Origin of the sequence: Lentilactobacillus parakefiri, assembly GCF_002157585.1 — a bacterium.
GTDB lineage: Bacteria > Bacillota > Bacilli > Lactobacillales > Lactobacillaceae > Lentilactobacillus > Lentilactobacillus parakefiri.
The window spans coordinates 36,292-63,060 of the sequence record NZ_BDGB01000055.1 but is presented as its reverse complement, the minus strand read 5'-3'; the positions used below and the strand labels follow the sequence as shown (position 1 = coordinate 63,060).

At 44.2% G+C, this 26,769-nt stretch carries 21 protein-coding genes and 1 pseudogene; 7 read left to right on the top strand and 15 right to left on the bottom strand.

Annotated elements, in window-relative coordinates; translation table 11 throughout:
* Window positions 1-468 precede the first annotated feature (468 nt).
* From guaA to helD, 3 genes are all read right to left on the bottom strand, one after another.
* Window positions 469-2,022, bottom strand: coding sequence for a glutamine-hydrolyzing GMP synthase (guaA, locus tag LPKJCM_RS06150; protein ID WP_057962290.1), 1,554 nt, complete (start codon window positions 2,020-2,022; stop codon window positions 469-471).
* Between the two features lie 82 nt (window positions 2,023-2,104).
* Window positions 2,105-3,034 (bottom strand): type I pantothenate kinase, encoded by a 930-nt coding sequence (gene coaA / locus LPKJCM_RS06145; RefSeq protein WP_057962289.1) that lies wholly within the window; start codon window positions 3,032-3,034, stop codon window positions 2,105-2,107.
* 147 nt (window positions 3,035-3,181) lie between these two features.
* Complete coding sequence (gene helD / locus LPKJCM_RS06140; protein ID WP_057962288.1) at window positions 3,182-5,476, bottom strand: RNA polymerase recycling motor HelD; 2,295 nt, start codon at window positions 5,474-5,476, stop codon at window positions 3,182-3,184.
* A gap of 188 nt (window positions 5,477-5,664) precedes the next feature.
* Between helD and LPKJCM_RS06135 the strand changes: the two genes are divergently transcribed.
* Window positions 5,665-6,318 (top strand): histidine phosphatase family protein, encoded by a 654-nt coding sequence (locus tag LPKJCM_RS06135; protein ID WP_057962287.1) that lies wholly within the window; start codon window positions 5,665-5,667, stop codon window positions 6,316-6,318.
* 80 nt (window positions 6,319-6,398) lie between these two features.
* Here LPKJCM_RS06135 and LPKJCM_RS06130 read toward each other — a convergent pair whose 3' ends face one another.
* Complete coding sequence (locus tag LPKJCM_RS06130; RefSeq protein ID WP_057962286.1) at window positions 6,399-6,716, bottom strand: MazG nucleotide pyrophosphohydrolase domain-containing protein; 318 nt, start codon at window positions 6,714-6,716, stop codon at window positions 6,399-6,401.
* A 49-nt stretch (window positions 6,717-6,765) separates the two neighbouring features.
* Window positions 6,766-6,960, bottom strand: coding sequence for a hypothetical protein (locus LPKJCM_RS06125; RefSeq protein WP_057962285.1), 195 nt, complete (start codon window positions 6,958-6,960; stop codon window positions 6,766-6,768).
* Window positions 6,961-7,073: 113 nt separating this feature from the next.
* On the opposite strand from LPKJCM_RS06125, the gene LPKJCM_RS06120 reads away from it, so the two are divergent.
* Window positions 7,074-8,270, top strand: coding sequence for a hypothetical protein (locus tag LPKJCM_RS06120; protein WP_057962284.1), 1,197 nt, complete (start codon window positions 7,074-7,076; stop codon window positions 8,268-8,270).
* 92 nt (window positions 8,271-8,362) lie between these two features.
* On the opposite strand, the gene LPKJCM_RS06115 is transcribed toward LPKJCM_RS06120, so the two are convergent.
* From LPKJCM_RS06115 to LPKJCM_RS06080, 8 genes are all read right to left on the bottom strand, one after another.
* Window positions 8,363-8,746: a MerR family transcriptional regulator gene (locus tag LPKJCM_RS06115; RefSeq protein ID WP_057962283.1), complete on the bottom strand. Its 384-nt coding sequence runs from the start codon at window positions 8,744-8,746 to the stop codon at window positions 8,363-8,365.
* Window positions 8,747-8,841: 95 nt separating this feature from the next.
* Window positions 8,842-9,411 (bottom strand): sugar O-acetyltransferase, encoded by a 570-nt coding sequence (locus LPKJCM_RS06110; protein WP_057962282.1) that lies wholly within the window; start codon window positions 9,409-9,411, stop codon window positions 8,842-8,844.
* Between the two features lie 141 nt (window positions 9,412-9,552).
* Window positions 9,553-10,515 carry an ABC transporter ATP-binding protein gene (locus tag LPKJCM_RS06105; RefSeq protein ID WP_057962281.1) on the bottom strand — a complete coding sequence of 321 codons (963 nt, stop codon included), beginning with the start codon at window positions 10,513-10,515 and terminating at the stop codon, window positions 9,553-9,555.
* A complete protein-coding gene (locus tag LPKJCM_RS06100; protein WP_057962280.1) occupies window positions 10,512-11,609 on the bottom strand; it encodes an ABC transporter ATP-binding protein in 1,098 nt (365 codons plus the stop codon). Before LPKJCM_RS06100 ends, LPKJCM_RS06105 begins: the two co-directional genes overlap by 4 nt.
* A 10-nt stretch (window positions 11,610-11,619) precedes the next feature.
* Window positions 11,620-12,648 (bottom strand): ABC transporter permease, encoded by a 1,029-nt coding sequence (locus LPKJCM_RS06095; protein ID WP_087069572.1) that lies wholly within the window; start codon window positions 12,646-12,648, stop codon window positions 11,620-11,622.
* A gap of 14 nt (window positions 12,649-12,662) precedes the next feature.
* Window positions 12,663-13,583, bottom strand: a complete 921-nt coding sequence (opp3b, locus tag LPKJCM_RS06090) for an oligopeptide ABC transporter permease (protein WP_014940412.1) — start codon at window positions 13,581-13,583, stop codon at window positions 12,663-12,665.
* 118 nt (window positions 13,584-13,701) lie between these two features.
* Window positions 13,702-15,318, bottom strand: a complete 1,617-nt coding sequence (locus tag LPKJCM_RS06085) for a peptide ABC transporter substrate-binding protein (RefSeq protein ID WP_057962279.1) — start codon at window positions 15,316-15,318, stop codon at window positions 13,702-13,704.
* A gap of 406 nt (window positions 15,319-15,724) precedes the next feature.
* The gene (locus LPKJCM_RS06080) at window positions 15,725-17,347 is read right to left on the bottom strand and encodes a peptide ABC transporter substrate-binding protein (RefSeq protein ID WP_057962278.1); all 1,623 of its coding nucleotides are present in this window, start codon (window positions 17,345-17,347) and stop codon (window positions 15,725-15,727) included.
* A gap of 297 nt (window positions 17,348-17,644) precedes the next feature.
* Here LPKJCM_RS06080 and hflX point away from each other — a divergent pair, with 297 nt between their 5' ends.
* Window positions 17,645-18,931: a GTPase HflX gene (hflX, locus tag LPKJCM_RS06075; protein WP_057962277.1), complete on the top strand. Its 1,287-nt coding sequence runs from the start codon at window positions 17,645-17,647 to the stop codon at window positions 18,929-18,931.
* 59 nt (window positions 18,932-18,990) lie between these two features.
* Entirely contained in the window at window positions 18,991-20,361 is a 1,371-nt protein-coding gene (locus LPKJCM_RS06070) for an APC family permease (protein WP_057962276.1), read from the top strand.
* 79 nt (window positions 20,362-20,440) lie between these two features.
* Here LPKJCM_RS06070 and LPKJCM_RS06065 read toward each other — a convergent pair whose 3' ends face one another.
* Both LPKJCM_RS06065 and LPKJCM_RS06060 read right to left on the bottom strand, forming a co-directional pair.
* Window positions 20,441-21,394 (bottom strand): zinc-binding dehydrogenase, encoded by a 954-nt coding sequence (locus tag LPKJCM_RS06065; protein ID WP_057962275.1) that lies wholly within the window; start codon window positions 21,392-21,394, stop codon window positions 20,441-20,443.
* Between the two features lie 12 nt (window positions 21,395-21,406).
* Window positions 21,407-22,393, bottom strand: a complete 987-nt coding sequence (locus LPKJCM_RS06060) for a LacI family DNA-binding transcriptional regulator (protein WP_057962274.1) — start codon at window positions 22,391-22,393, stop codon at window positions 21,407-21,409.
* Between the two features lie 225 nt (window positions 22,394-22,618).
* Between LPKJCM_RS06060 and LPKJCM_RS06055 the strand changes: the two genes are divergently transcribed.
* The 3 genes and pseudogenes from LPKJCM_RS06055 to LPKJCM_RS06045 all read left to right on the top strand — a co-directional run bounded on the left by LPKJCM_RS06055 (window position 22,619) and on the right by LPKJCM_RS06045 (window position 26,478).
* A complete protein-coding gene (locus LPKJCM_RS06055; RefSeq protein ID WP_087069571.1) occupies window positions 22,619-24,016 on the top strand; it encodes an SLC45 family MFS transporter in 1,398 nt (465 codons plus the stop codon).
* Window positions 24,017-24,032: 16 nt separating this feature from the next.
* Window positions 24,033-25,692, top strand: a pseudogene (locus tag LPKJCM_RS06050) (glycoside hydrolase family 13 protein).
* Between the two features lie 99 nt (window positions 25,693-25,791).
* The gene (locus LPKJCM_RS06045; protein WP_057962273.1) at window positions 25,792-26,478 is read left to right on the top strand and encodes an MgtC/SapB family protein; all 687 of its coding nucleotides are present in this window, start codon (window positions 25,792-25,794) and stop codon (window positions 26,476-26,478) included.
* The last annotated feature ends 291 nt before the right edge of the window (window positions 26,479-26,769 follow it).

Sequence of the window (26,769 nt, the reverse complement as noted above, 5' to 3'; positions counted from 1 at the left end):
CTGTCCAGCTGATCTAATGCCTGAACTAGCTTAGCAACTAGACCACTTCTAAGAATAGATTCTTAGTGTTGCACTTGATTTGACAATTGAGGCCACAAAAATACGGGCTTCTTTTGAAGGAGCAACAGTTTATTCGAAAAAATGAAGATCGAATTATCAAGCGTGCAAACAGTGTTTATGCTAAACGGACTAATGAAGAGCAACGCTCACGTTTACCGAAAAGCACCCGTCACTTTTTTGATCAAATGTGTCTGGACTTTTTGCTATTAGAACAAAGGGCTAAATTATATCATCACAAATCCCATTAGGACCCCTTATTCGGGTCTTTTTATTTATTCTGGCATCGATATTAATTCCGTCACACTGATATTATAATTAAATCTTTTAAAACTTATAATGATCAAGCTATGTCCAAAAAAGTCCAAAATCGAAATTCGATTTTGGACTTCAATAATATCTATTAATTAATTATTCCCATTCAATCGTTGCCGGCGGCTTGCTCGTAATGTCATACACTACGCGGTTAATGCCATCAACTTCGTTTACAATCCGAGTGGAAATATTCTGCAAAACGTCCCATGGAATTCGTGCAAAGTCAGCGGTCATCCCGTCAACCGAGTTCACACCACGAATTGCAATGGTATAGTCGTAAGTCCGACCATCGCCCATGACCCCGACACTCTTAAAGCCTGGTAGAACCGTGAAGTACTGCCAAATATCGCGGTCTAAACCAGCTTTGGCAATTTCATCGCGCAACACCCAATCACTGTCACGAACAATTCGCAGCTTTTCAGGCGTTACTTCACCAAGTACTCGAATACCGAGACCTGGGCCTGGGAACGGCTGCCGCCAAACGAGGGCTTCAGGCATTCCCAACTTTTCACCAATCGCCCGGGCTTCATCCTTGAACAAGGTGTTCAGTGGTTCAATCAGCTTGAAGGTCATGTCTTCAGGCAGTCCACCAACGTTGTGGTGAGACTTGATGGTCTGAGCAGTATCAGTTCCACTCTCAACCACGTCAGTATACAACGTGCCTTGTGCTAAGAAATCAATTCCGTGAAGCTTGCTGGCTTCATCATTAAACACTTGGATGAATTCATTACCAATGATCTTCCGCTTCTTTTCAGGATCCGTGACACCTTTCAATTTAGAAAGGAAGCGGTCCTGAGCGTCCACCTTGATAATGTTCAAGCCGAATTTGCCAACCAAACTATCCATGACTTGGTCAGCTTCATTCTTTCGCAACAAGCCGTGGTCTACGAAAATACTTGTCAATTGCTTACCAATTGCTTTGTGCAAAAGGACACCGACAACACTTGAATCAACCCCACCAGAGAGGCCCAGCAACACTTTTTTGTCGCCAACTTCTTCTCTGATATGTTGAATCTGCAGATCAATGAAATCATCCATTGACCAGTTAGCCTCGGCATGACAGACATCAAAAGCAAAGTTCTTCAAAATGTCATTGCCATACTTGGTATTTCTAACTTCCGCATGGAACTGAATACCGTACAAATTGCGATCAACATCCTGCATGGCAGAAATTGGGCAGTCACGACTAGTCGCAACCGTCTCAAAGCCTTCAGGGACTTCATTAACCAAATCCCCGTGACTCATCCAAACCGGCTGTTCACGTGGGGTTCCCTTGAAGAGAACTGCGTCATCAGTCGTAATCTGAATGTCAGCATGCCCATACTCTGAATTAGAAGCCTTCTCGACCTCACCATTAAGGGTATATGCCATAATCTGCATGCCATAGCAAATCCCAAGAATGGGAATTCCCAGCTTAAAGATGTCAGGATCAACCTTCAAAGCGCCATCTTCGTACACACTATTTGGACCTCCGGAGAAAATAATCCCCTTGGGGTTCATGTCTTTGATCTGTTTTGCGGACAATGCGTGGGACTTAAGCTCAGAATATACGCCTAAATCACGGATCCGTCTTGTAATCAGTTGGTTATACTGACTACCGAAATCCAGCACTAAAATCTTATCGAAGCTTGATAAGTCAACGTTTGCCAAATCATACACCCTTTCAAAGTTCTTACATAAATAATAAACGATTCAACTAGGTTTGGTCAACATGATTCTGAAAATCCAAACATTAATATTTTCTCAGGTACAATCGATCGATTAAATGATTGTCCGTCTTGTGCATTATCATATCAGCTCGCGAGCGAGTTGGCAGGATATTTGCTCGGAGGTTGGGCAGATCGATTGTGTCCCAGACCTTCCGCGCCATATCAAAGGCTTCCTCGCGATCACCCTGCGCGTAATCATAGTAATAGTTGTCAGGATCTTGGAAGGCGGTATCCATCAGACGGCCGAAGCGTTCCAAGTACCACTTCTCAATCAAATGGACGTCTGCATCCATATAGATTGAAAAATCGGTAAAATCACTCACATAAATCTGCTCATTACTCGGCAGCTGTAGGGTGTTAATGCCTTCAATGATTAGAACGTCTGGGCGATCCACCAGCTCAAACCGATTCGGGATGATGTCATAACTTTGATGTGAATACACCGGCGATTTAGTGACTGGAACCCCCGATTTAACCTCATTTAGAAATGCAATCAGTTTACGCATGTCATAACTTTCAGGAAAGCCCTTCTTGTCATAGATGCCACGTTGCTTAAGCTCAGCGTTCGAATACAGGAAGCCATCCGTCGTAATCAACTTGATGGTCTCACCGGTAAAATAATTGGAAAGCAGTTCTTCGAGCACCCGGGCCGTGGTTGATTTGCCAACCGCCACACTCCCGGAAATCCCAATGATAAATGGTACCGTTCGCACCTTCTTGCGTAAGAAGCGCGCCTTAGTGGTCTGCCACTGATCAAAATTATTCTTCTGCAGTCTGATCATATGCACCAAGGGTTTATAAATGTCAGCGACGTCCTGCAGCGAGATTTGGTCATTGAAAGCCTTAATGTGGCGCAATTCATTGGACGTCAACGGCAGGTCAACTTCATTTTCATTATTGAAATGTTTCCACTCATCTTTGGTGAATGAATAATAATTAATTAAATCATCCATGCTCTTTCTCCGCTTATTCTTTACTCAACCAAATAAGTATAACATTTTCAGACTGCCCCGAGAACCAGAGATGTGTTTTAGCTTTAAGTCAACCACTAGCTGCAAATTGGATAATAAAAAATCGGACCATTTCGATCCGATTAGTGACTAATTAAGGTCGTATTCATCTTTGGGCACCGTCTCAAAAATTGGTGATAATGCCTTGACGGCCACCACCGTCAATCGGTGCATTGCCCGGGTACAAATCGTGTAGACAAGCTGACGGTCACTTTCGTCCGGGTAGCAGGCTTTCGAGGCATCCCACATAATAACACTGTCGAATTCCAACCCCTTGGCAAGGTACGATGGCACGATGATAATGCCCTTGACCAAACGTTGATTTTCAGTTCGAATCAGAGTTGATTTAACGCCTAGTTCTGCTAACTTGCCACTCAACGCTTTACATTCCTTCAATGTTTTGCCGATGATAGCCGTCGTTTCGTGGTCGGCCAGGTTCAACTCGGATTGCTGCTTCACCTGCTCAACGGCTGCATCCATCCCGTCCTTGACATAAATATGCGGTAGATCACCTTGACGGTTGAACGGAATGATATTTTCACCATTCGTCAACAAATGCTTAGTAAAGTTGGTAATCTGTTCGGTTGACCGATACGACTTGGTTAACTGAACCACTCTCGTCTTGTCCTCTGGGAACATGCTGCCAAGTTCTCCCAGCAGCTTGCGGCTGTTTTCGTGAGTGAAAATTGCTTGGTTCAAATCACCGAGCAGCGTAAATCGGGCTCTTGGGAAGCTGAATTTCAGAAAGGCCAACTGGAAGGCTGAATAATCCTGAACTTCGTCAATAAAGAGGTAGCGGATATCCTTATCGCCCCGTTTGCCGGTCATCAAATCATACAGGTAAATGTAAGAAGAGGCATCTGCCAATGATAATCGGCCCTTCTTTAAGCGGCCAACAGTTGCCTTAATGGCTTCACCCCACAGCTCATTTGAAATATCAAAATCAGCCAAGTTGAGAATCTTAGGCATCTCTTTGAGCATGTGGACAAACTGGTTATTGATACTTAACCAGTGATTGCGAGAAATTTGCCGCTGCACTTTTCTAAAGGATTTGATCACGATCCGTCTGGCTAGAAACTTAAATTCCTTGTCGGCGTTAAGAATTTCTTCTTCCTCATCGGCATGGAACTGTTGGATTTCTTCTTTAGACAGGTTTTGAACAGCATCTTCAACCCACTTCTTACGCATCTCAACGTGAATCTTACGGTTGAGAATCTTCATTAATTCTTCCTTGGTCGATTCCAGGCGATTCCGGAGGTTGTAGTTCTCGTTAAAGCCATAATAGATGTCGGCAATTTTTTCTTTTGGAATCAGGACTTCACCATTAAACATCAGGTTTCTAAAGCGCATGCCGGCCTTATTCAGATGGTTGGCATAAGCACTGACCGCTCGGAAATAGTCCAAACTGCCTTTGACATCAGTGAGCTTTTGGGCAGTCTTGTCCAACTGTTCAGTAAACCGCTCTGACAACGTTTCAACCTGGATACTTGGCAAACGGTGGGAACTGTATTGGTAGAAAGTCATCTGGACCATGTTCTGCTCACCTAGTTCAGGAAGCACCTGGTTGATATAGTCATTAAAAAGTTGGTTCGGCGAAAACAAGATGATTTGGCCAGAGTGCAGATTGCCACGGTACTGGTAAAGCAGAAAGGCAACTCGCTGCAAAACTGCGGCCGTCTTTCCGGAACCCGCAGAGCCCTGGACGAACAGTAAATCTGAATCAGTGTCACGAATAATCTGGTTCTGTTCTTTTTGGATGGTGGTGACAATACTCTTCATCTTGGTGTCTGAACGATTGCTCAGGGCATCTAAAAGCATCTGGTCACCGACGACTTCTTCGGTATCGAACACGGTTTTAATCTTTGAATTTTCAATTTGGAACTGGCGCTTTAATTTGACATCAACCGTCTGTTCACCGTCAGGGGTCATGTAGCTGACATCGCCAATTCCACCATTATAGTAGATACTGGAAATTGGTGCCCGCCAGTCGTTGATCAGGTAATGATCCGGCCGATCCGTAAACGAGGCCATCCCAATATAGATGGTTTCATCGCGTTTTTCGTCCCCTTCACGAAAATCGATCCGTGCGAAATAGGGGTTTCTCTCAAGCTTGTTCAGCGTCCCAAGTTCTCGGGCGGCATGTTCCTGGCGATTTTCACGTTCAGAAAGCATTTGCTGTTGCTGCCGAATCGACATGGCAGTTTCCATCATCCCGCTGTACGTTTCAGTTTTGAGCCGGACATCATTGTTGAAATTACGATTAATATCTTTAACATCCCGCTTGGTAGCCTTAATCTTTTGCTCAAGGTCCTTTTGGGAAATATGGATTTCATCAATGACGTGGTCCAAATGGTGTTGTTCTTGTGTTTTGATATTATCTGCCATTATTTACCCCCTATAACTTGACTTAATAGTTTAGCATAAAAACGGTACCAATTCAAAAGACATTATCGTTTCAGGCTTAACCTTAACTTAAACGGCCTAACTTTGTTAATTGGTATACTTGCCAACTCACCGATGTACTATGGTATAATTTAGATGTTTTAAATAATTGTATACTTAGGAGGACATACATGACAATCTCACTATATTTTGTTAGACATGGTCAAACATACTTAAACAAATATCACCGTATTCAGGGCATCATCGATTCCCCATTAACAGATAAGGGAATTGCTGACGCGGTGGCTGCCGGAAAGCGGCTTTCTCAAATCAAATTTGATGCGGCTTATAGCAGTGATACGTCACGAGCAATTAAGACCGGTGAACTGATCCTAAAAGAAAATCCAAGTACCCTCGAGGAGCCAGTCCCCACCGGCGCCTTTCGTGAACTGAACTTCGGTTACTACGAAGGCGAAGATGCCGTCAAAACCTGGCACACAATTGGCGGCCCCATCGGGATTAACTCATTTCATGGCTTAATTGCCGAATTTGGGATTGAAAAGGCCGAAGACATGATTGCGGCCGCCGATCCGTATAAAGATGCCGAAAGCGGTGAAGCTTTCTGGAAGCGGCTTAAACCGGCCATTGATCAGGTGGTTGCTGATGCCCAGGATGGCGACAAGATTTTGTTGGCCACCCATGGAACCCTGATCCGAAATGTGGTTGCCAAGTTCAGTGATATTCACGTTGACGTGTCGACAAAGAACGGCAGTGTCACCAAGGTTAACTGGGACGGCAAGGGATACTCTGTTGCCTACTTTAATAATGTCAGTGAGGATTTATAAGGAAGTGCCAAACAGCCGTGAGCAAAAGTCTGCTCACGGCTGTTTTTGATCTGGTTCATAAATAGCTTGGATGAGAGACCCTAGTTTTCGTTGAACCGCTTCTTCAATTTAGCCTCACTAAAAGCCATCAAACTATCCGGATCAACCTGATACTTGTCACAAAGAATCAGGACCTGGTCCATCACATCTGCCAACTCTTCATGCAGATTATCCTTGCGTTCATCCTTGGTTTCATGTTCACATGGATGATCGCGGCCGATTTCAATTGCTCGAATTGCCCGGGACAGTTCGCCGACTTCCTCAGTCAAAAAGTTCAGTCGAATGAACGAAGAATATTTGTACCAATCCCGCCGCTTGTAAAAATCGACCAGCCAATCTTCATGCTGCTTTAACGTCATCGTTTACCACTCCATTGTCTAAGAATATGTCTCCTTAAAATCATACACCTCACTGTTTTGTTTTCCAGGTCAACAAGCTGATGGCAGTACAAACGACACTCGGAATCACAAAGGTCGGTACCACCAAGTCAGCAATCTGGGTCGAACTAACCAGCGCCCACCCCAGAAGTGAACAGATAAAAATTAGTTCAAGCACCAGCCAAGCTGCTATGTACGGGTGTTCAGTGAATCGCTTATGACTCATCCAATCATCTCCAAATAGTGATTAAGATTAGTAAACCACACAAATTTGAAGAAAATATGACCATTACCCCCACCCGTAGTCTGTTATAATAAGGGCGTCAGGGGGTTCACATCATGAAAAAAATTTTGCCAGCTATCGGAATCGGGCTTGCAGGCATTTTGTTTCTCACCGGCTGTGGGAACAAAAAAGCCGACATGCAGGATAAAACGACGGCCAATCCCAATACAACCAAATTAAATCATTTGTTGTCACCAGCAACCGCAAAAGTCCCGGAAGATTCACAGACCACCACGAATAACCAGCTCTATTCGCAATTTTATAAACAAAAGGGTCAGTGGTACTGGAAGCTGTCTTCTAAAGACGACGGAACGATTGATGACAGTAAAATTAAATCACTTAACGAAACGGACCAAAACGGTGTTTATAACTTTTCCATGGTCAGCAATCAGCGCAAACCTTACACGCTCAAATTTAATTGGATTAACGGCGGCCGCCAAGCCTATACCGTTAATGCCAGTTACCACCACGTCAACAGCAATTTCATCTTAGCTGACGCCAATACTGCAAACAATTGGCAGGCAGGTGCCCCACAGGTCGTCCAAGGAACTTGGGCAACCGACTTCGCTAGTAATTCAGTTAGTGACGCGCAAAAGCTGCCCTATACCAAGCAATTTTTGAACATTACCAGTACCGCCATGAGCAGCTTCACCAATGAATATGACACTAACCACCGGTTGTATAACTCAGACACAATTGCTAAAACCAGCAACGTTTCCTATAAGCAGACCGGCGATGACACTTATGTTTTAAAAGCTTACGGTACTGATCAAACACCAATCGTGTACAGCATCAATGCCCAAGGCAATAATCAAATTGAAGTGACTGGGCTGACGTCAGGCAGTCTAACGTTGACCAAATCAGCCACCACCCAACCCGCTACCAGCTCGACGACTGCCAGCTCACAGTCAGCTTCGACAACCAGCGGCTCCACTGCCACTCCAGCGGCCCCAACCACCAACCACCTCACCGATCAACAGGTGGTTAATTGGATTTGGCCTTACGTGAAGTCTAAATATCCAAATATGGCCGTCAATTCAACCGACTTTACCTACATGCCGCAAATGAGAAATGGTCAGCTGTACGTTAATGTGATGGAAAATCACAACTCTCAAGCATTCAAGAAGAGTGGCGTTGACACCGGCACTAATCCGCAAGTCGCCAGCTTCCGGGTCACTGCTAACGGTGCTCTAGAACAGATGGACGCAACGACAGGTGACTGGGCGGTTGTTTCCAATAGTTACGGCGGATAACGGTACCATCTTAAATTAGTTTTAAAGAGCCCAAAAAGTACCCACTCCTCAATCGGGAATGGGTACTTTTTTGGCTGTAGACAGCAGCACTGCTAATTAATACTCGCCATTTTACCTTGATAATCCTTATCAATATGTTCATAATGATCAACTTTGTATTTCAGCTTATCATAAGAGGCCTGCATTTTAGCCAGGCGTTCACTCACCGACTCCAGCTGCTCGTTCAAAAGGTCTTTCCTCGCTTGAACAGTTTGCTTCCCCTGCTTAAACAGGGAAATATAATCGATCAAATATTCCACACTGACGCCCGCATCCCTCATACAAATCGCAAACGAGACCCAGTTCAGATCCTCTTCATCATAGTTTCGATAACCGGCTTGGTCTCTGGAAACACGGGGAATGGCACCAACCCGCTCCCAATAACGCAGCGTATCGGATGTCACGTTAAACTTTTTAGAAACTTCATTAATTTTCATCTGCTCACCTCATTACAGTTTTCAATCATAAACCTTGAAGTGAACTTTAAGGCAAGCGTCTTTTGCATCTTAGTAATGACTTAATTGTTAACTACTTAATCCTCGTTAATTGGTGGCAGCTTTTTAATTAATTTTGCCGGAACCCCACCAACCATTGCGTTATCCGGAACATCACTGGTAACCACAGCGCCGCCGGCAATCACAACGTTACTGCCAATCGTGACACCAGGCATAATCGATGCCTTGCCACCAATCCAAACATCGTTACCAATCTTGACTGGGAACCCCTGAGCCATATACTTTCGCCTTTGTACGGCATCAACTGGGTGATTGACCGTATAGATATCAACGTTTGGTCCAATCATGACGTTATGGCCGATTGTGACGGGGGCGATATCCAGAATAGTGAGATTGTAGTTACTCAAAAAATCCTCACCAACCGAAATATTTTTGCCGTTATCACAATTAAAAGTTGCCTGAACGGACACCCGCTCACCGGTTTTGCCAAAAATCTGCTTAATTTTAGCGGTCTGCTTATCCGGCTCAGTCGCTGGAATCGAATTAAATTCTTGGCATAACTTGGCGGCTCTGGCTTTTCTGGCGGCAACCCCATCATCTAGGAAATAGGAGGGTTCACCAGCATCTAATTTTTCTAATTCTGTCACTTTTAGTCCACTCCTTTGATCAAAGATTGCCCTTCAACTATTATAACTGTAACAAAAATATCAGCAAATTCAAAAACGGCCCCAAACAGAAGCGTGAATTTCACCCTCTTTGAGACCGTTGTCTTTTAATACTGAATTAAATTATTGTTTCAATCGTGAATCTTCCCGTGCTCGTTTTTGATACATTGGAATTTCATCCTCACTGGCACGAACCCAGTGATGGGGCACAATTTCAACTAATGAACGTTCCTTACCGTCAAATTCCTGGCTAGCATCATAGGGAATTTGGACCCGCGCCCGTTCGTATTCAGGATCCGGAACTGGTACGGCTGACAAAAGGCTGGCGGTATAGTCATGCAGTGGATGAGCATAAATCTCATCAGAACTGGCAATTTCCAGCATTCGGCCATAGTGCATCACGCCGATTCGATCCGAAATGTATTTAACCATCGAAAGGTCATGGGCAATAAACAGATAAGTCAGGTTCCGTTCACGCTGCAATTTCTTCAGCAAATTAACCACTTGAGCTTGAATGGAAACGTCCAATGCGGAGATTGGTTCATCGGCAATGATGAATTGCGGCTGAACGGCCAGCGCTCTGGCAATCCCAATTCGTTGCCGCTGCCCGCCGGAAAATTCATGAGGATAACGGCTGGAGTGATCTTTATTCAAACCAGCGGTCTCTAACAAATCTTCAACTTGCTTGGAGCGGTCAGCATCATCTTTCGCTAAATGATTAATGTCAATCCCTTCGGCAACGATATCCTTCACTTTCATCCGAGGGTTCAGCGACGCATACGGATCTTGGAAGATCATCTGCATATCTCGGCGGAACTTCTGCTTCTGGCTCTTAGAATCAAGTTTGGAAACATCTTGACCATCAAAAATAATTTTACCAGAGGTTGGTTCGTACAAATGAATAATGGCACGGCCAGTGGTGGTCTTCCCGGAACCGGATTCACCAACCAAGCCAAAGGTTTCACCACGATACACGTCAAAAGTAATGTCATCGACGGCGCGGACTTCGTTAGGTTTGCCAATGTTGAAGTATTGTTTCAGGTGTTCAACTTGCAATATTTTGTTTTCTTCTGAGTAATCAATCACAGTTGTTCCTCCTGTTCTTCAACATGATTTCCCTTGCTCTTATCAATTTCTTGATGAACAAGTTCAGCGTAATGCTTTTGACGTTCGATGATCGGTTCAGGCGGGGTCACTTTAGGCGCCCGTTTATCCAGCAGCCAAGTGGCAGCGTAATGGGTATCCGACACCTTGAAGAACGGCGGCTGCTTTTCTGTGTCAATTTTTAGGGCATATTTGTTTCGGGCAGCGAAGGCATCCCCGACTGGTGGATCCAACAAATCTGGTGGGGTTCCTGGAATTGATGGCAATTCGGTCCCACCGGTATCCATCGTTGGCATGGAGTTTAAAAGTCCCCAAGTATATGGATGTTTTGGATTATAGAAGATTTCATCAACCGTCCCATATTCAACAATCTTACCGGCGTACATAACGGCAACTCGATCGGCCATCCCGGCAACCACGCCCAAATCATGGGTAATGAAAATAATGGAAGTGTTGGTCTTCGCCTGGAGTTCCTTCATCAAGTCCAGAATCTGAGCTTGAATCGTTACATCCAGTGCAGTCGTTGGCTCATCAGCAATGAGAATTTCAGGGTAGTTAACCAACGCAATCGCGATCACGATCCGCTGCCTCATCCCGCCTGAAAATTGGTGAGGATAGTTGTTAATCCGCTGTTCAGCATTTTCAATTCCGACTAACTTCATCATTTCCAATGCTTGGGCATAAGCTTTTTCACGCTTCATCCCCTTGTGGATAATCAGGGGTTCGGCAATCTGCTTACCAATCTTCATCGTTGGGTCAAGGGAAGTCATTGGATCCTGGAAGATTTCAGCAATGTCTCGTCCACGAATTTGGTCCATTTGTTTACGTGACTTTTTCAGCAAATCTTGACCTTTAAACATAATTGTTCCGCTATCAATCACAGCGTTAGGCGAATTTAATCCCATAATGCTTCTTGTTGTAACCGTCTTGCCTGAACCGGATTCCCCAACAATTGCCAAAGTCTCCCCTTTTCTCAGGTCAAAGCTGACATCTCGAATCGCTTGAACAGTACCGGCATAAGTATTGAAGTTGATTTTGAGATTTCTGACCTCAAGAACATCTTTTTCGTTTTCCATCTCAAAACACCTACTCTCTACTCTTTGGATCAAGGGCATCACGAAGCCCATCACCCAAGATATTAAATGCAATCATTAAGACTGAAAGAACGATTGCTGGATACCACATCTGATAAGGCAAGAATTGGAAGTTCTTCTGCCCATCGTTAATCAAAGTACCAAGTGAAGCTTGTGGCGCACTAATACCAATTCCGATGTAGGACAGGAAGGCCTCAAAGAAGATTGCTGTTGGGATGGTGAACATCAAGTTAATGATGATGACACTACTCAAGTTGGGTAATAAATGCTTAAAGGCAATCTTCCAAGAACTTTCACCCAGCGTTCGAGCCGCCAGGATAAATTCCTGGTTCTTCAACTCCAGCGTCTGGGCTCGGACCAGCCGAGCCATGTTAATCCAACTGGTAATCGCAATTGACAGAATGATCGCCGTCATTCCTGGTTTCAATACCAGGATCAACAGAACCATGACAACCAGGTTAGGAATTGACAACATGATTTCAATAATTCGTTGCATCAAGGTATCAACTCGGCCGCCAATCCAACCTGAGGTGATGCCGTAAACAACACCGAATGCCAAGTCAAAGAAACTGGCAATCAAGGCAATTTCAAGCGAAATTCGGGTTCCGTATAAGATTCTGGAGAACAAGTCACGGCCAAGGTAATCAGTTCCTAACAGGTACCAGTTATTGCCGGCATGCGCCTGGGCATAGGCATTCACCCGTTCACCCGATTGGTCAAGAGTCCCATTGAGGCCATTAATATCAATTCCAGGGATCTTTGGCGGTAAATTGGCAAAGTTTGGATTGGTTGCGTTTGGATTGTGCGTTTCAAAAAAGTGAGATCCAAAGGCAAGGATAAATAAAATGATAAGAAGTCCCAGTGCAATCATTGCTGCTTTATTTTTACGTAATCGACGCCACGAGTCTTGTAAGAAAGTTAAAGATGGCGTTGCGATTTTTTCGTCGTCCAGTTTGGCACGATCGGCACCGGCAATCGGTGTGAAATCGTCAGCTGAAGTTTGTTTTGCATTGTCTGCCATTATTATTCTCCCTCCTACTTATTAATTCTGATTCGTGGATCAATCAATCCATAAACGATATCAGTAATCAACAGCACAACACAAAGCATCGCACTATAGACAATTGTCAGCCCCATGATGGTTGGATAATCGTTAGTCAAAATCGACTTAACGAATTGTTCACCAATTCCGGGAATTGAGAAGATGTTTTCAACAACCATTGAACCGGTCATGATATTAACAGCTAAAGGCCCAATGATTGTGACAACGGGAATCAAACTATTCCGTAGTGCATGGTGATAAATAATGCCGACTTTGTTGAGGCCCTTGGCTTTTGCCAGTTCAATATAGTCTGAACTCAACACGTCCACCATTTCCGTCCGCATAAATCGGGCGGTTTCAGCTAATGGCGACGCGGCCAGTGCCAAGGTTGGCAGGACGGTATACATAAATCCACCCCAGTCAGCAATTGGGAACAGTCTCAATTTCAATCCTAGGTAGTACTGCAAAAGAACTGCCAAAACGAATGAAGGAATTGAGATGAACAGAATTGAAATGATGGTGGCTGAAGTATCAACCCAAGTGTTGGCTTTGATAGCACCAACGGCACCAACAACCAGTCCTGCAAGAACACCCAGTACCATTCCTTGGCCACCAATAATCAGAGATGGTCCCAGTCGACTGGAAATCAAGTATGAAACCGGCTGGTTACTGAATTGGAAGGAAGTCCCGAAATTACCATGAATGATGCCACCCAGATAAACCAGGTACTGCTGCCAAACAGGTTTGTCCAGCCCATACTGTTTATAAATTTGATGAATCTGTGTCGGTGTCAATTTGGCTTGGTTAGTCAATGGAGTACCAGGCATTAATTTCATCAAGAAAAAGGTGATCGTACTGACGATAAACAAGGTCAGAATAATGTAAAATATTCGTTTTCCCAAGTATTTTGCCATAAGTGTTCCTCTCATTTCTAATTATGTTGTCACTATTTTTTCATAAACTCCATATTAATGTAAAAGAGGCCGGATTTCAATAACCAGCCTCAAATACATCGAACTGTTCATTTAATAATTACTTAACGTAAGCCTTAGCCCAATCATATTGTGGTGAAGTTGGGAAAGGTTGAACACCCTTAACAGAAGATTTCAGTAATGCGGCTTGGCCTTGTTGATACAATGGCGCGATTCCTTGTTGATTCATAAGAATCTTTTCTGCTTGAACCATGTCATTCCAACGAGCAGTTTCATTGTTGGCATCGGTTGATTCAGATTTCTTGATCAAAGCATCATACTGCTTGTTTGACCATTTACCATCATTTTGAGGGTTGTCAGAAGTCATCAAGTCCAAAAAGTTGCTTGGATCTGGATAATCGGCAATCCATGCAGAAAGAACCAGGTCAAATTGTTGATTTTGGGCACGAGTTAATTTTGACTTAAGTGGAATGTTTTGAGTGGTAATCTTCAAACCAGGCAACTTGGTCAATTGACTTTGAACAAACTCTGATGCACGTTTGGTATCATCATCGTCAGCACCCAGCAGTGTCAAACTCAATGACTTCTTACCAACCTGTTTCATACCTTTTGCGAATAAGGTCTTGGCTTCAGCCAAATTGTAATCAGTTCCTGCTTTGACGTATGACTGCTTAGCAAAGTCTTGACCATTATGCTTAGCCATGTCAGCTGGGACAAAGCCCTTAGGCGTAATGTCACCGCCCTGCATAACTTTATTAACCATTTGTTTCTTATCAATGGCTAATGACATTGCCTTACGGATATTAGCATTTCTCAAAGCCGGGATCTTCTTAGTGTTAAATTCCATATATGAAGTTGAAGCTTCTGGGAAGACAACATAGTCTTTGTTCTTCTTGTTATTAGCAGCTAAAGTACCACTTAACGTTGTGAAATCAAGCTTACCGCTGTTATAACTATTCAAAGCAGTTGAAGGTGTCTTAACAGCTTGGAACTTAACATCTTTAATCTTGACACTCTTGGCATTCCAATAGTTCTTGTTCTTGGTCAACGTCCAGGTATCATTAGTCCCATTCCAACCCTTCAATACAAATGGGCCATTATAAGTATCCTTTGCTGCACTGGTTGCATAACTGCTGCCGTACTTAGCCACTGTCTTAGAATTCTGAGGGAAGAATTCTGGCTGCGTAACCATGAACTTAAAGTAACTTTGTGGTTTAACAAGTGAAACAACAAACTTATAGTTACCTTCTGCCTTAACACCTAACTTTGAAGGTGACATTTTTCCATTATTGATCTTGTCTGCATTCTTAATGTTGGCAAATATGTAGGCATATTGCGAAGCCGTCTTTGGACTAACTGTCCGCTGCCAGGAATAGACAAAATCTTTAGCAGTAACCGGTGTTCCATCATTCCACTTTGAATGACGGAGGTTAAAGGTCCAAGTTAAGCCGTCTTTTGAAGTCGTGTAACTCTTGGCAACTCCTGGATCAACTTTATTATTCTTGGCCATCCGAAGAAGTCCTTCGTTGGTACCATTGGCAACCTGTGCCGAATACAAATCAGTCATTTTTGACGTATCCATCGTGGCAATTGGTGATGGTGTCATCCAGCTAATTTCTTGTTTCTTTGATTGTGAAGATTTACTTCCACACCCAGCAAGGATAAGACCGGTAACCAGAGCTACCCCACCGAGTTTCGCTAATGAATTAATTTTCATGTTGCGATACTTCCCTTCTCATATATGAAATACATATCTTGTAATGACCCTGTTTTAAATTAAAATTTGATTAAAAGCAAACACTATTGAATCATTTAACTCATTTAGTCAGAATCAAATTGGTATGGTTGGTTAATTGTGAACGATGGATTGTTTAACCATCAGTACTTACGAACGATTATTCACGTTTAAATCGTCCAAAGAATTTTATTGGTCAAATGCTTTTTGACAATATATCCGGACCATTCCCTGCAAATATTCGAACCACAAGTAAACCGATTCACATCAGGAATCAATGTATTGCTCACTATATTAGCAGCCGCTCTCAGAGTTTGATATGCATATTTTGATGCATAAAGAAGACCCACCGAATTGTCAGTGAGTCTTCTTCTCGAATCATTTAGGATTATTTAACACTAATTTTGCTCCAATCCCACTGTGGGGCAGTTGGGAAGAATTGAACACCGTGAATCTTTGGCTTCATCAAAGTTGATATTGCCGGTTGATACAGTGGCACAATCCCTTGATCGTTCATCAGTACTTTTTCGGCTTGAACCATATCGTTCCAACGGGCACCTTCATTAGCAGCGTCGGCACCTTCTGACTTCTTAACCAAAGCATCATACTTGGCGTTGCTCCACTTACCATTGTTGTAACTGTTCTTAGAAGTTAAGATGTCCAAAAAGTTACTTGGATCAGGGTAATCAGCGTTCCAAGCGGTAATCACTAAATCAAACTGACCGCTGGCAGAACGTGAAAGACGCGTCTTATAAGGAACGTTTTGGTTGGTGATCTTAACACCAGGTAACTTGGTCAACTGGCTTTGAACAAATTCAGTTGAGCGTTTGGCAACGTCAGTATCATCGGAAAGCAGCGTCAGGTTAACTGACTTTTTGCCAGTTTCTTGAAGGCCCTTAGCCCAGTATTTCTTGGCTTCATTCAAGTTGTATGCAACTGCACCCTTAACGTATGATTCATCGGCAAAGTCCTTACCATTACGTTGAGACATATCGTCGGCAACAAATCCCTTGGGTGCCTGTGAGCCATCAGCGAGGACTTTATTGGCGAGTTGTTTCTTATCGATTGCCAATGAGAAAGCTTTACGGATGTTTTTATTCTTAAACATTGGGAACTTCTTTTCGTTCATTTCCAGGTAGTAGATTGAGGCTTGCTTGTACAAATGATAGTTCTTATCGTTCTTGTACTGTTTAACCTGAGTCCCACTTAAAGTGGTGAAATCAAGCTTGCCACTTTGATAACCATTCAAAGCGGTGTTAGGATCCTTAATTGCCTGCATGTTCAAGGTATCCAGCTTAATCGCCTTGGCATTCCAGTACTTCGGATTCTTTACGAGTTTCCAAGTATCGTTAGTTCCGTTCCAACCCTTCAGCACGAATGGGCCATTGTAGCCGTTCTTTTGGGCGTCGGTACCATACGATGAACCATATTTTTTCACCTTGGAAATTTCTTCAGGGAAGTAGTAGCTTTGAGAAACCATGAATTTGAAGTAACTTTGTGGCTTGATCAAATGAACAACCAGTTTGTAGTCACCCTCAGCTTTCGCTCCCAACTTGGATGGTGACAGCTTACCAGCATTAATCTTGTCGGCATTTTCGATGTTGGTAAAAATGTAGGCATATTGTGAAGCCGTCTTTGGATTAACCGTCCGCTGCCATGAATAGACAAAGTCTTTGGCGGTAACCGGCGTGCCGTCATTCCACTTCGAATGACGGAGATTAAAGGTCCACGTCTTGCCGTCCTTTGATACCGTGTAGTTCTTCGCAACCCCAGGCACAACTGCATTGCCGGTGGTCATTTTCAAAAGGCCTTCATTAGTCGCATTAACATTTTGGCTGGAAATCAAGTCAGTCATTTTTGACACGTCCATCGTATTGATGTTAGCGGCAACCATCCAGTTAGCCGATTGCTTCTTGGCACCTGAATCAGAAGATTTACTACCACACCCAGCCAATACAACAGCCGTGAGTAACCCAACTCCGGCGATCTTTAACAACGCTTTAGTCCTTATAAATATGAAACTTCCCTTCTTGTCTTATGTATTATCTGTGAACTCATTCATTTTAGGTTAAAATTTCATTAAAATCAATATCATTTTAATATTATTTCATTTCCGCCAGGTCAAGGATTTCATCACCCAGCATGAGATTGCTGCTTTAAAAGATGAGTTTTAAATAATAGAAGTTACCGATCAGTTTAATATTTGCTGAGCGTTTGTTTCCAAGACAAAAAGCCAACTGCACTTTGTCCACTATTTATTTACATTTGTGTGTTATACTTGAACACATAATTTATTAGGAGGCATTACATGGATTTACAAGAAACTTTAACTCCGGTTGTCACGATTGGATTGAACCGCAATACCAGCAGCTTCGAGTATTCAATGACGGAATTGAATAATTTGGCTGAGGCCAATAATATGCGGGTTGTTGAAACCTTGGTTCAAAAATTAGACCGGCCGGATCCTGCCACCTACTTTGGCAAGGGCAAGATTGAGGAATTGACTCAAGTCGTAATTGATGATGGTGTTGATACCATCGTAGTTAACGACGAACTATCCCCTAGCCAAATCCGGAACATTGAGAAAAACACCCATTCTCGAATCATTGATCGAACTGGGCTGATTCTAGAAATTTTTGCTAACCGGGCACAATCCCGCGAAGCCAAACTTCAAGTTGAATTAGCTAAATTAAAATATCAGCTGCCGCGTTTGCATACCAGTGCCAGTCAACGTTTGGATCAGCAGACTGGTACCAGCAGCGGTGCCGGTGGTGCCACCAACCGTGGTGCCGGTGAATCACAATACGAATTAAACCGTCGAACCCTTGAGAAGCGGATTACCCACGTCAATCAGGAACTCAAAGAAACCGCTAAGGCAGATCAAACAAAGCGTAAGCAAAGAGATCGCAGCGAGATGCCAACGGTTGCTTTGGTTGGGTACACCAATGCGGGCAAATCAACTGTCATGAACGGCATGATTAACCTATTTGGCGAGAACGAAGACAAACAGGTGATGGTTAAAAATATGTTGTTTGCCACCTTGGACACTTCGGTTCGCAAACTGACCTTACCGGATCAGAAACGTTTCTTATTAAGTGACACCGTCGGGTTTGTGAGTCAATTGCCTCACCAATTGGTTCAAGCCTTCAAGTCGACCTTGTCAGAAGCTGCCAATGCCGACCTGCTCATTCAAGTCGTTGATTATTCCGATCCTCATCGTGAATTGATGATGAAGACCACCGAAGACACCCTGGATGAAATCGGCGTCAACGGCATCCCAATGATCGTTGCTCTCAACAAAGCCGATAAGATGGAAGTTTCCTTCCCATCTCGCGAAGGTGACAACTTGATTATGTCGGCAATGGATCAAAGCTCGCTCCAAGAGCTAACGACCATGATCAAAGAAAAGATCTTCAAAAATTACCATCAATTGACGTTGCTAATTCCGTTTAGTGACGGCGATGTCGTTTCTTATTTGAATGAAAACACCAACATTGAAAAAACCGATTATCAAGATGATGGCACGGTGATTACCGCGGAATTAAATGATGTTGATGCCAAACGCTTTGAAAAGTACGTGTTAACCACAGAATAGCGGCACGATTGTGTCACTGCTTGTTTCATATTTTTTTGATAAAAAGAGAGGAAAAGCCCATGAAAGAACAGAAAGAAGTAACGCTGGATCGTGACCTCGGCCTCTGGTCAGCGTTAGCCCTTGTGATTGGAACGATTATTGGTGCCGGTGTCTTTGTTCGTCAGTCTGCCGTCCTAGACGATGCCGGCTCAACGTCAATGGCGTTATTTGCCTGGCTGGCAGGTGGTATTTTAACCATTACTGCCGGGTTGACAATCGCCGAAATTGCTTCGCAAATGCCTGAAACTGGTGGTCTTTACGTTTATATGGAACGAATTTACGGCAAACTTTGGGGATTTTTGTCCGGCTGGATGCAGATTATTATTTACGGCCCGGCAATGATCGCCTCACTGGGTGCTTACCTAGCCATTCTATTGTCGGATTTCTTTGGCTTTCCAAGTAAGTACAATGCCATTCTGGCAATTGGAACAATCGTATTAGTTGGTATTTTAAATTTATTCTCAAACCGCTACGGGGCAACGTTTGCTATTATTACCACGATCTGTAAGTTGGTTCCGGTTGCTGCATTAATTATCTTTGGCCTTTTCTTTGGTAAGGAAAATGCCTTTGGCCAGAGCCTGGTCCACGTTCACCAGTCAGCCGGTAACTTCGGAGTTGCGATCTTAGCAACGTTATTTGCCTTCGACGGTTGGATCCTGGTTGCCAACTTGGGCGGTGAAATCAAGAATCCTCGGAAATTACTGCCGCAAGCCATTACATTTGGGATCTTGGCAGTGTTAGCCATTTACCTGCTGGTTTCCTATGGCGTTTATCGCTCAGTGCCCGCTGAACAGATTCACCGCTTGGGTACGAGTGCCATTCCTTACATTGCCAATCAGGCATTTGGACAAGTTGGCGGTAAAATTTTGAGTATTGGGATTATCATCTCCATCGTTGGCTGTATGAACGGGAAAATCATGACCTTCCCGCGGATTATGTATGCAATGGCTAAGCGTGGTCAGCTGCCATTCTCAAAGACTTTGTCGTACTTGCATCCAAAGTCACATACGCCAATTTTCTCAACGGTTGCCGAGTTACTGATTGTGACAGTTATGATCATCTTTTCCAACGCTGATCGCCTTTCAGAATTATGTATCTTCACTGTTTACTGCTTCTATGTGATGGCCTTTGTTGGCGTCTTTCTCTTAAGAAAACGCAATCCAAACCAGCATCGGGTATTCTCCACCCCACTATTCCCAATTACGCCAATCCTGGCAATTGGTGGTTCACTCTTCGTTATCGTCAGCGAAATTATGTCTGACCTTCCAGGGGTGTTAACTTCCTTTATCTTCGTGGCCGTCGGTATTCCGGTATTTTATTATGAAACTAAGAAGTATCGCGAAAGCCAAGCAGAAGCCGCAAAAGAAGAATCATTAGACAAGGAAAATTAATCAGGTATCAAAAATGAGCTGGAAATCACAATTGGTTTCCAGCTCATTTTTTCTCTTTATTTTTAATGTTTGAAATCTTTCACGATAAGACAACCACCTTACCAAAGCTGTCATGGCTGTCCAGGTATGCTTGAGCGTCAGCGGTATGCTTCAAATCAAACACCTTGGTTGGTGCGACATCTATGTGACTGCTGTTAATGATATCAAACAGATCGTCAAACATTCGCTGGTCAAGAGCGCCAGATTCAAAACTCGTTAAGTAACCACCATTCAGTTGAGAAATTGGTTCAAAGTGGGTTAAGTCCCAGACACCGCCCAACTCACCGGTGACACAAGTGATCCCATTTGGTTGAATAAATTTCATTGAGTTGGGTAATGTAAGTGCACCAACCAGTTCCAGGATCCGGTCAAACTTCTGATCCCCAGTCTGTAGTTGGTTGTCCTGATCCAAAACGACTTCATCAAAGCCAACCGATTTCAATTCATCGGCCTTCTCCAAATGCCTGGTTGACCCAACCAGCTTGATTGAAGGCACCATGGCCCGGGCCAACTTAGCAGCCGCTACACCAACGCCACTCGTTGCCCCACGGATGAGTAAGGAGTCGGCATCATCCAATTGTAGCTTTAGGAGTGATCCGTAAGCCGTTCCGTAAGTTTCGGGAACCGCAGTTAAATCTGAAATCGTAAGTTTCGTGTTAACCGAGTAAATCTGCTTGTTGGAGAGCAGTACGTATTCAGCATAACTGCCGTTAAACACTCTGCCCATTCCACCCATCACAGAGACCACAATTTGCCCTTTCAATAAGTGATCGGAATCGGTGGTTTCGACAACTTCGCCCACACACTCAATCCCGAGAATTCTGGGCAGTTTAACTGATGGCGACCAGCCATTCCGAGTGAAAATTTCCGAACGGTTAATGCCAAATCCTTTAACTTTCAACAATGTCCAACCATCCCTCACTTTGGGAGTCGGCACATCTTCATATGATAAGGCGGAAGGTCCACCCGGGTGACGTAATACGATTGCCTTCATTCTGATTGCCTCCTAAACACTTTCACGTTCGACGATGTTAATTGGCGTATACATCGAATAAAACTCCTTGATTGATTCGCTTACCAGCATATCCATCCCTTTAACACCCATCTCAAAAAACGATTGGGTAACACTGGATAGCTTTGGCCGCACAATATCACACAGTTGAGTCCCGTCAACTGTCAAAATGGCAAGATTGCCGGGCACCCGGATGCCATATTGGTTCGCCTGGTTTAAAATACCAATCCCCACCAAATCACTGGATGCAATCACAGCGGTCAGCTCGGTTTTTTGACCATATTGCCTCATTGCCTTGAGGCCATCCTCATAGGTAAAGTGGCCACCACAGACCCATTCGGCTTTTCGGGCCAACTGATTATCACGCATGGCATCCCGGTAACCTTCAAACCGAAGATTGCCGACAAACGAATTCAGATCCGTTCCTGCAAAACCAATTTTGGTATGGCCTTTTTTTATCAAATATTTGGTCGCTTGATAGCCAATATCAAAATCATTTGATGAAATAAATGGAAAGTTGGCGTTTTTCATCGTCATTGAAATAAAAATAAACGGAATGTTGGCACTCTCAAGTAAAGCGTTATTTGTGGGATCCAGGTCAACGGCCACCAGCAAAATCCCCATTACCGAGCGCTCGATAACTGTTTGCAGCGCCTTTTCCTGCATTTCAGGTTTGTTCTCACCGGCAAAAATAATCATGACGCTTAAATTGTGGGCTTCGGCCTGCTGCTGAATCCCGTTTAGGATTGGGTTGGAAAAGTTCGTTTGAGTCGAACTGACCAGCACCGCAATCACCCGACTCTTCCTGGTAACCAGTTCAACGGCACTCGTGTTGCGCTGATACCCCAATTGTTTCGCCGCATCCCTAACTTTCTTAGCAGTCTTCTCTGAATAAAACTCACGTTGATTCGACAAAACCCGTGAGACTGTGGCCGGAGAAACTCCAGCCATTTTGGCAATATCTTTAATGGTCGCTGCCATAGGCACACCTCTTCATGACAAAATAGTTCCCTCATAATCTGTCATTCATTATACCACAAGGGATTTGACACCCATTTACACAAACGTTTGTGATATTGTTTTAAAAGTATTGCAAGCGCTTGTAAATGATGTTACTATCATCAATGTAAACGTTTTCTTTTTCAATATATGAATTGGCCAAGTTGAATCAGAAACCAAATTTGATTTCTTAAGGGAGGAATTTTCATGATTGCAAAGGAACAAATTGGTAAAGTCATCACCACACCAACTGAGGAGGCAGCCCCCAAACATCAGGGTCTGCCGACGCTGAAGTTAGCAACCATCTTTGCGATGACATTTGGTTTTTTCGGGGTTAACATGGCCTTTTCACTTCAGTCTTCACAAATGGGGCGAATTTTTCAAACGATCGGTGCGGATCCAACCAAGCTCGGATTTTTCTTCATTCTTCCGCCGTTAGCGGGAATGGTTGTTCAGCCATTAATGGGTAAGTATTCAGATCTGACTTGGAATCGATTTGGTCGCCGAATGCCATACCTAATGGTCGGTGCCCCAATTGCCGCTTTGGTGATGATCCTATTGCCCAACGCCGGCTCATTCGGATTTGGCTACGCATCCATTGCAGCACTGCTGTTCGGTGCCATCACCATTTTATTCATGGACCTATCTTCAAATGTCTGCATGCAGCCATTTAAGATGATCATTGGCGATATGGTGAATGAAGACCAAAAGGACAAAGCCTGGTCATGGCAGCAGTCATTCTCCAACCTCGGCGGAGTGGTTGCAACCCTCTTTCCTTTTTTGCTAACATGGATTGGTGTTTCCAACGTTGCACCTAAAGGGGAAGTTCCACTGTCGGTCAAATTAGCCTTTTATATCGGCGCGGGAGTTTTGCTGGCAACCTCAGCTTACACAATCTGGTCGGTCCACGAATATGACCCAATTGCTTATGCTCAATATCACGGGATCAGCAATAAAAAGCCCGCTAAGCACGCAAGCTTATGGACATTATTGAAAAAGGCTCCCCGTTCTTTTTGGGAGGTGTCTGCCGTTCAACTATTTGACTGGTTTGCATTTCAATACCTCTGGACTTACGGAACCGGTGCAATCGCTCAAAACGTTTGGAACACCAGCAACCCCGCATCAGCTCGGTATCAAGCAACTGGGAACTGGTTTGGCATGATGACGACAGTTGAATCTCTAGCTGCAGTTATCTGGGGATTTGCAGTTCTTTCGCACACCAAGCCAACGCAACGGAAGCTTTGGTTCAGAGTTGGTCTGATCATGGGTGGAATTGGCTTTATCTGGGTCTTTTTCATTCACTCACAGATGATGCTCATCCTACCGTTCGCCCTAATTGGTATGAGCTACTTAACGATGCAAACAGAATCATTATCACTTTTTACTGAATCACTCAATGGTGAAAATGAGGGTGCCTACCTGGGATTATTTAACTGTGGAATTTGTCTGCCACAGATAATCGCATCCGTTGCCAGTTTTGGATTGTTCCCATTAATCGGTAAATCCATGCCAGGCATGCTGGTCATTGCCGGCATCATGATGTTCTTAGGGGCATTGATGGTTGGCATTATTCACCCAGCCCTTTCAGCAAAAACAACTCACTAATACGGAGGTAGAAAAAATGACACACAAATGGTGGCAAAACGCCGTAATTTATCAAATTTATCCACAAAGTTTTCAAGACAGCAACCACGATGGTATCGGTGATCTGCACGGTATTATCAAACGGCTGCCCTACTTACAAAAGCTGGGAGTGGACGTTCTTTGGCTCAATCCAATCTACGACTCCCCTTTAAAAGATAACGGCTATGATATCGCTGATTACGAAAAGATTTTACCGGACTATGGCAGCATGACCGATTTCAATGAGCTGCTTAAAGCCATTCATGCTCACGGGATGAAGTTACTGATGGATCTGGTGGTTAACCACACTTCTGATCAGCATCGCTGGTTCCAGGAAAGTAAACAGTCGAAGGATAATCAATACGCAGATTACTATATCTGGCGTGATCCGGTTGACGGTCATGAACCCAACAACTGGGGCGCTGCTTTTGGCGGCTCTGCCTGGACTTATGTCGAAGAGCGTGGTCAATACTACCTGCACTTATTTGCCCCCGGTCAACCGGACTTGAATTGGGAAAATCCGGCGGTCCGCGAATCCGTCTGGGAGATCATGCGCTTTTGGTTAGACAAGGGCGTTGATGGCTTTCGCATGGATGTCATCAACTTGATTTCTAAGCCAGTCGGACTACCTGACGCCCCAGAGCCTGCAACTATGCGATTGTAGAACCATTAGTGGCTGATGGCCCGAAGCTTAACGATTATCTCAAGGAAATGAATGAGGAAGTGCTTTCCCACTATGACGTGATGACCGTCGGCGAAATGCCGAGTTCTAAACCAGAGGATGCAATTGCATACACGGGACTTGACAGCCACGAATTAAACATGGTTTTCCAATTTGAACACGTTCAGTTATCTGCCAATCCAGATCCCCAACTCGGCAAGTGGGATGACACGCCGGTTAAAGTCCCCGAACTTAAGCAGGCCTTGTCTCCTTGGCAAACAGCACTTGACGGCAAAGGCTGGAATAGTCTTTATTGGAACAACCATGATCAACCACGAGCCGTTTCCCGCTTTGCTACTGACAATCCGAAGTACCGTGTTTTAGCTGCTAAAATGCTGGGGACGACCCTCCATATGATGCAAGGAACCCCCTTCGTTTATGAAGGCGAAGAGTTGGGGATGCCCAATGTTCACTACACCCGCTTGGATCAGTACGAGGACTTGGAATCGATCAACGCTTACCACGAATTGGTTGACGAAAATCATCTAGTGGACGGCCCAACGATGTTGTCCTATCTGTCCGCTCGGTCCCGAGATAATGCCCGGACGCCAATGCCATGGGATACAAGTACCAACGCCGGCTTTTCTGATGTTAAGCCCTGGTTTGCTTTGAACCCTGATTATCCAGAAATCAATGCGGCAGCAGCGGTGAATGATCAGTCTTCTACCATTATCAAAAGTTAATTCAGCTCAGGCACGATTCTGATTTGATTAAATTTGGAACTTACGAGGAGCTTGATCCAAAATACGCTCAAGTCTTTGCTTACCGCCGCCATTATCAGGGCAAGACGTTATTAGTCATTAGTAATTTCACCGATCAAAACGTTGTTCGTGACTATGATCAAGATCACGCGTCCAAGCTGTTGCTTAGCAACTACCCTGACGATGAGGGTACGGTGCTTCGTCCTTATGAAAGTAAGGTTTATGTGTTTGACTAACCAATCTCGTTGAAAGGCAGCCACTTTCGGTTGTCTTTTTTGGTGTCCAATAATCTTGGCGTTATAATTAAGAAAATTATCTGGTAAAGGAGGTGTGCTATGACCGCCTATGTATTGTATCAACTCGAATGGATCTTACGACTGTTTGTGGCCGCCATTTGCGGGGGTCTGGTCGGCTACGAGCGTAAAGTCCGCCTAAAGACTGCCGGCATTCGGACGCATATGTTGGTGGCCGTCGGATCGGCGTTGTTCATGATCATTTCCAAATACGGTTTCTTTGACGTCATTAACCATGCGGATGTCAGCTTGGACCCCTCTCGGATCGCATCTCAGGTTGTAACTGGGATTGGTTTTATTGGTGCTGGGGCGATCATTACCAGAAACCACAAAATCGACGGTTTGACCACTGCAGCTGGTTTGTGGGCGACTGCCGCAATTGGCCTGGCGATTGGGGCTGACATGTACGTTATCGGGATTGCTGGCACCCTGTGCATTTTGGTTACCCAGACCATCGTCCGCCAAATCCGGGCACTCAAACGCTACCCCAATCGTTCGCTACTCCGCTTACAAGTCACCTTTAATGGCGAACTGGCATCGATGGACGAGCTGCCGGACAGGCTGAGAGCGATTGGCAGTGCAGATATTCGGATGCGAATCGTTGCTTATAAGCCAGACTCATTTTCCCTGGAAGTTCGGGTGAAACTGCAGCATAAGATGGACCCGGATGAGTTTATCCGTCAGATGAGTGATTTGGTGGACGTGCGGAAGATTGAAGTGCTGGATTAAAATGGGAATGTGAAAATAACCCTCAACGTAAAGCAACCAGTAAGCTTTTTGGGAGATGATAATACACTTTATGTTATCCTACAAAGGAAGGTATTAATAGCCAAGTATTGGAGAACTTGATTCATTGGGAGGAGAATTGTTTTGAATAAAAGCGTTTTGTTAATTACACTTGGATTGTTAGGCGGGGGATGCATTATGACTACTAATGCATCCGCACAAACAAGGGGACTTCACAGAATCTCATCCCATTGGGTCAATCAGTCTGTAAAAGAATACAATGGACTTAGTCAA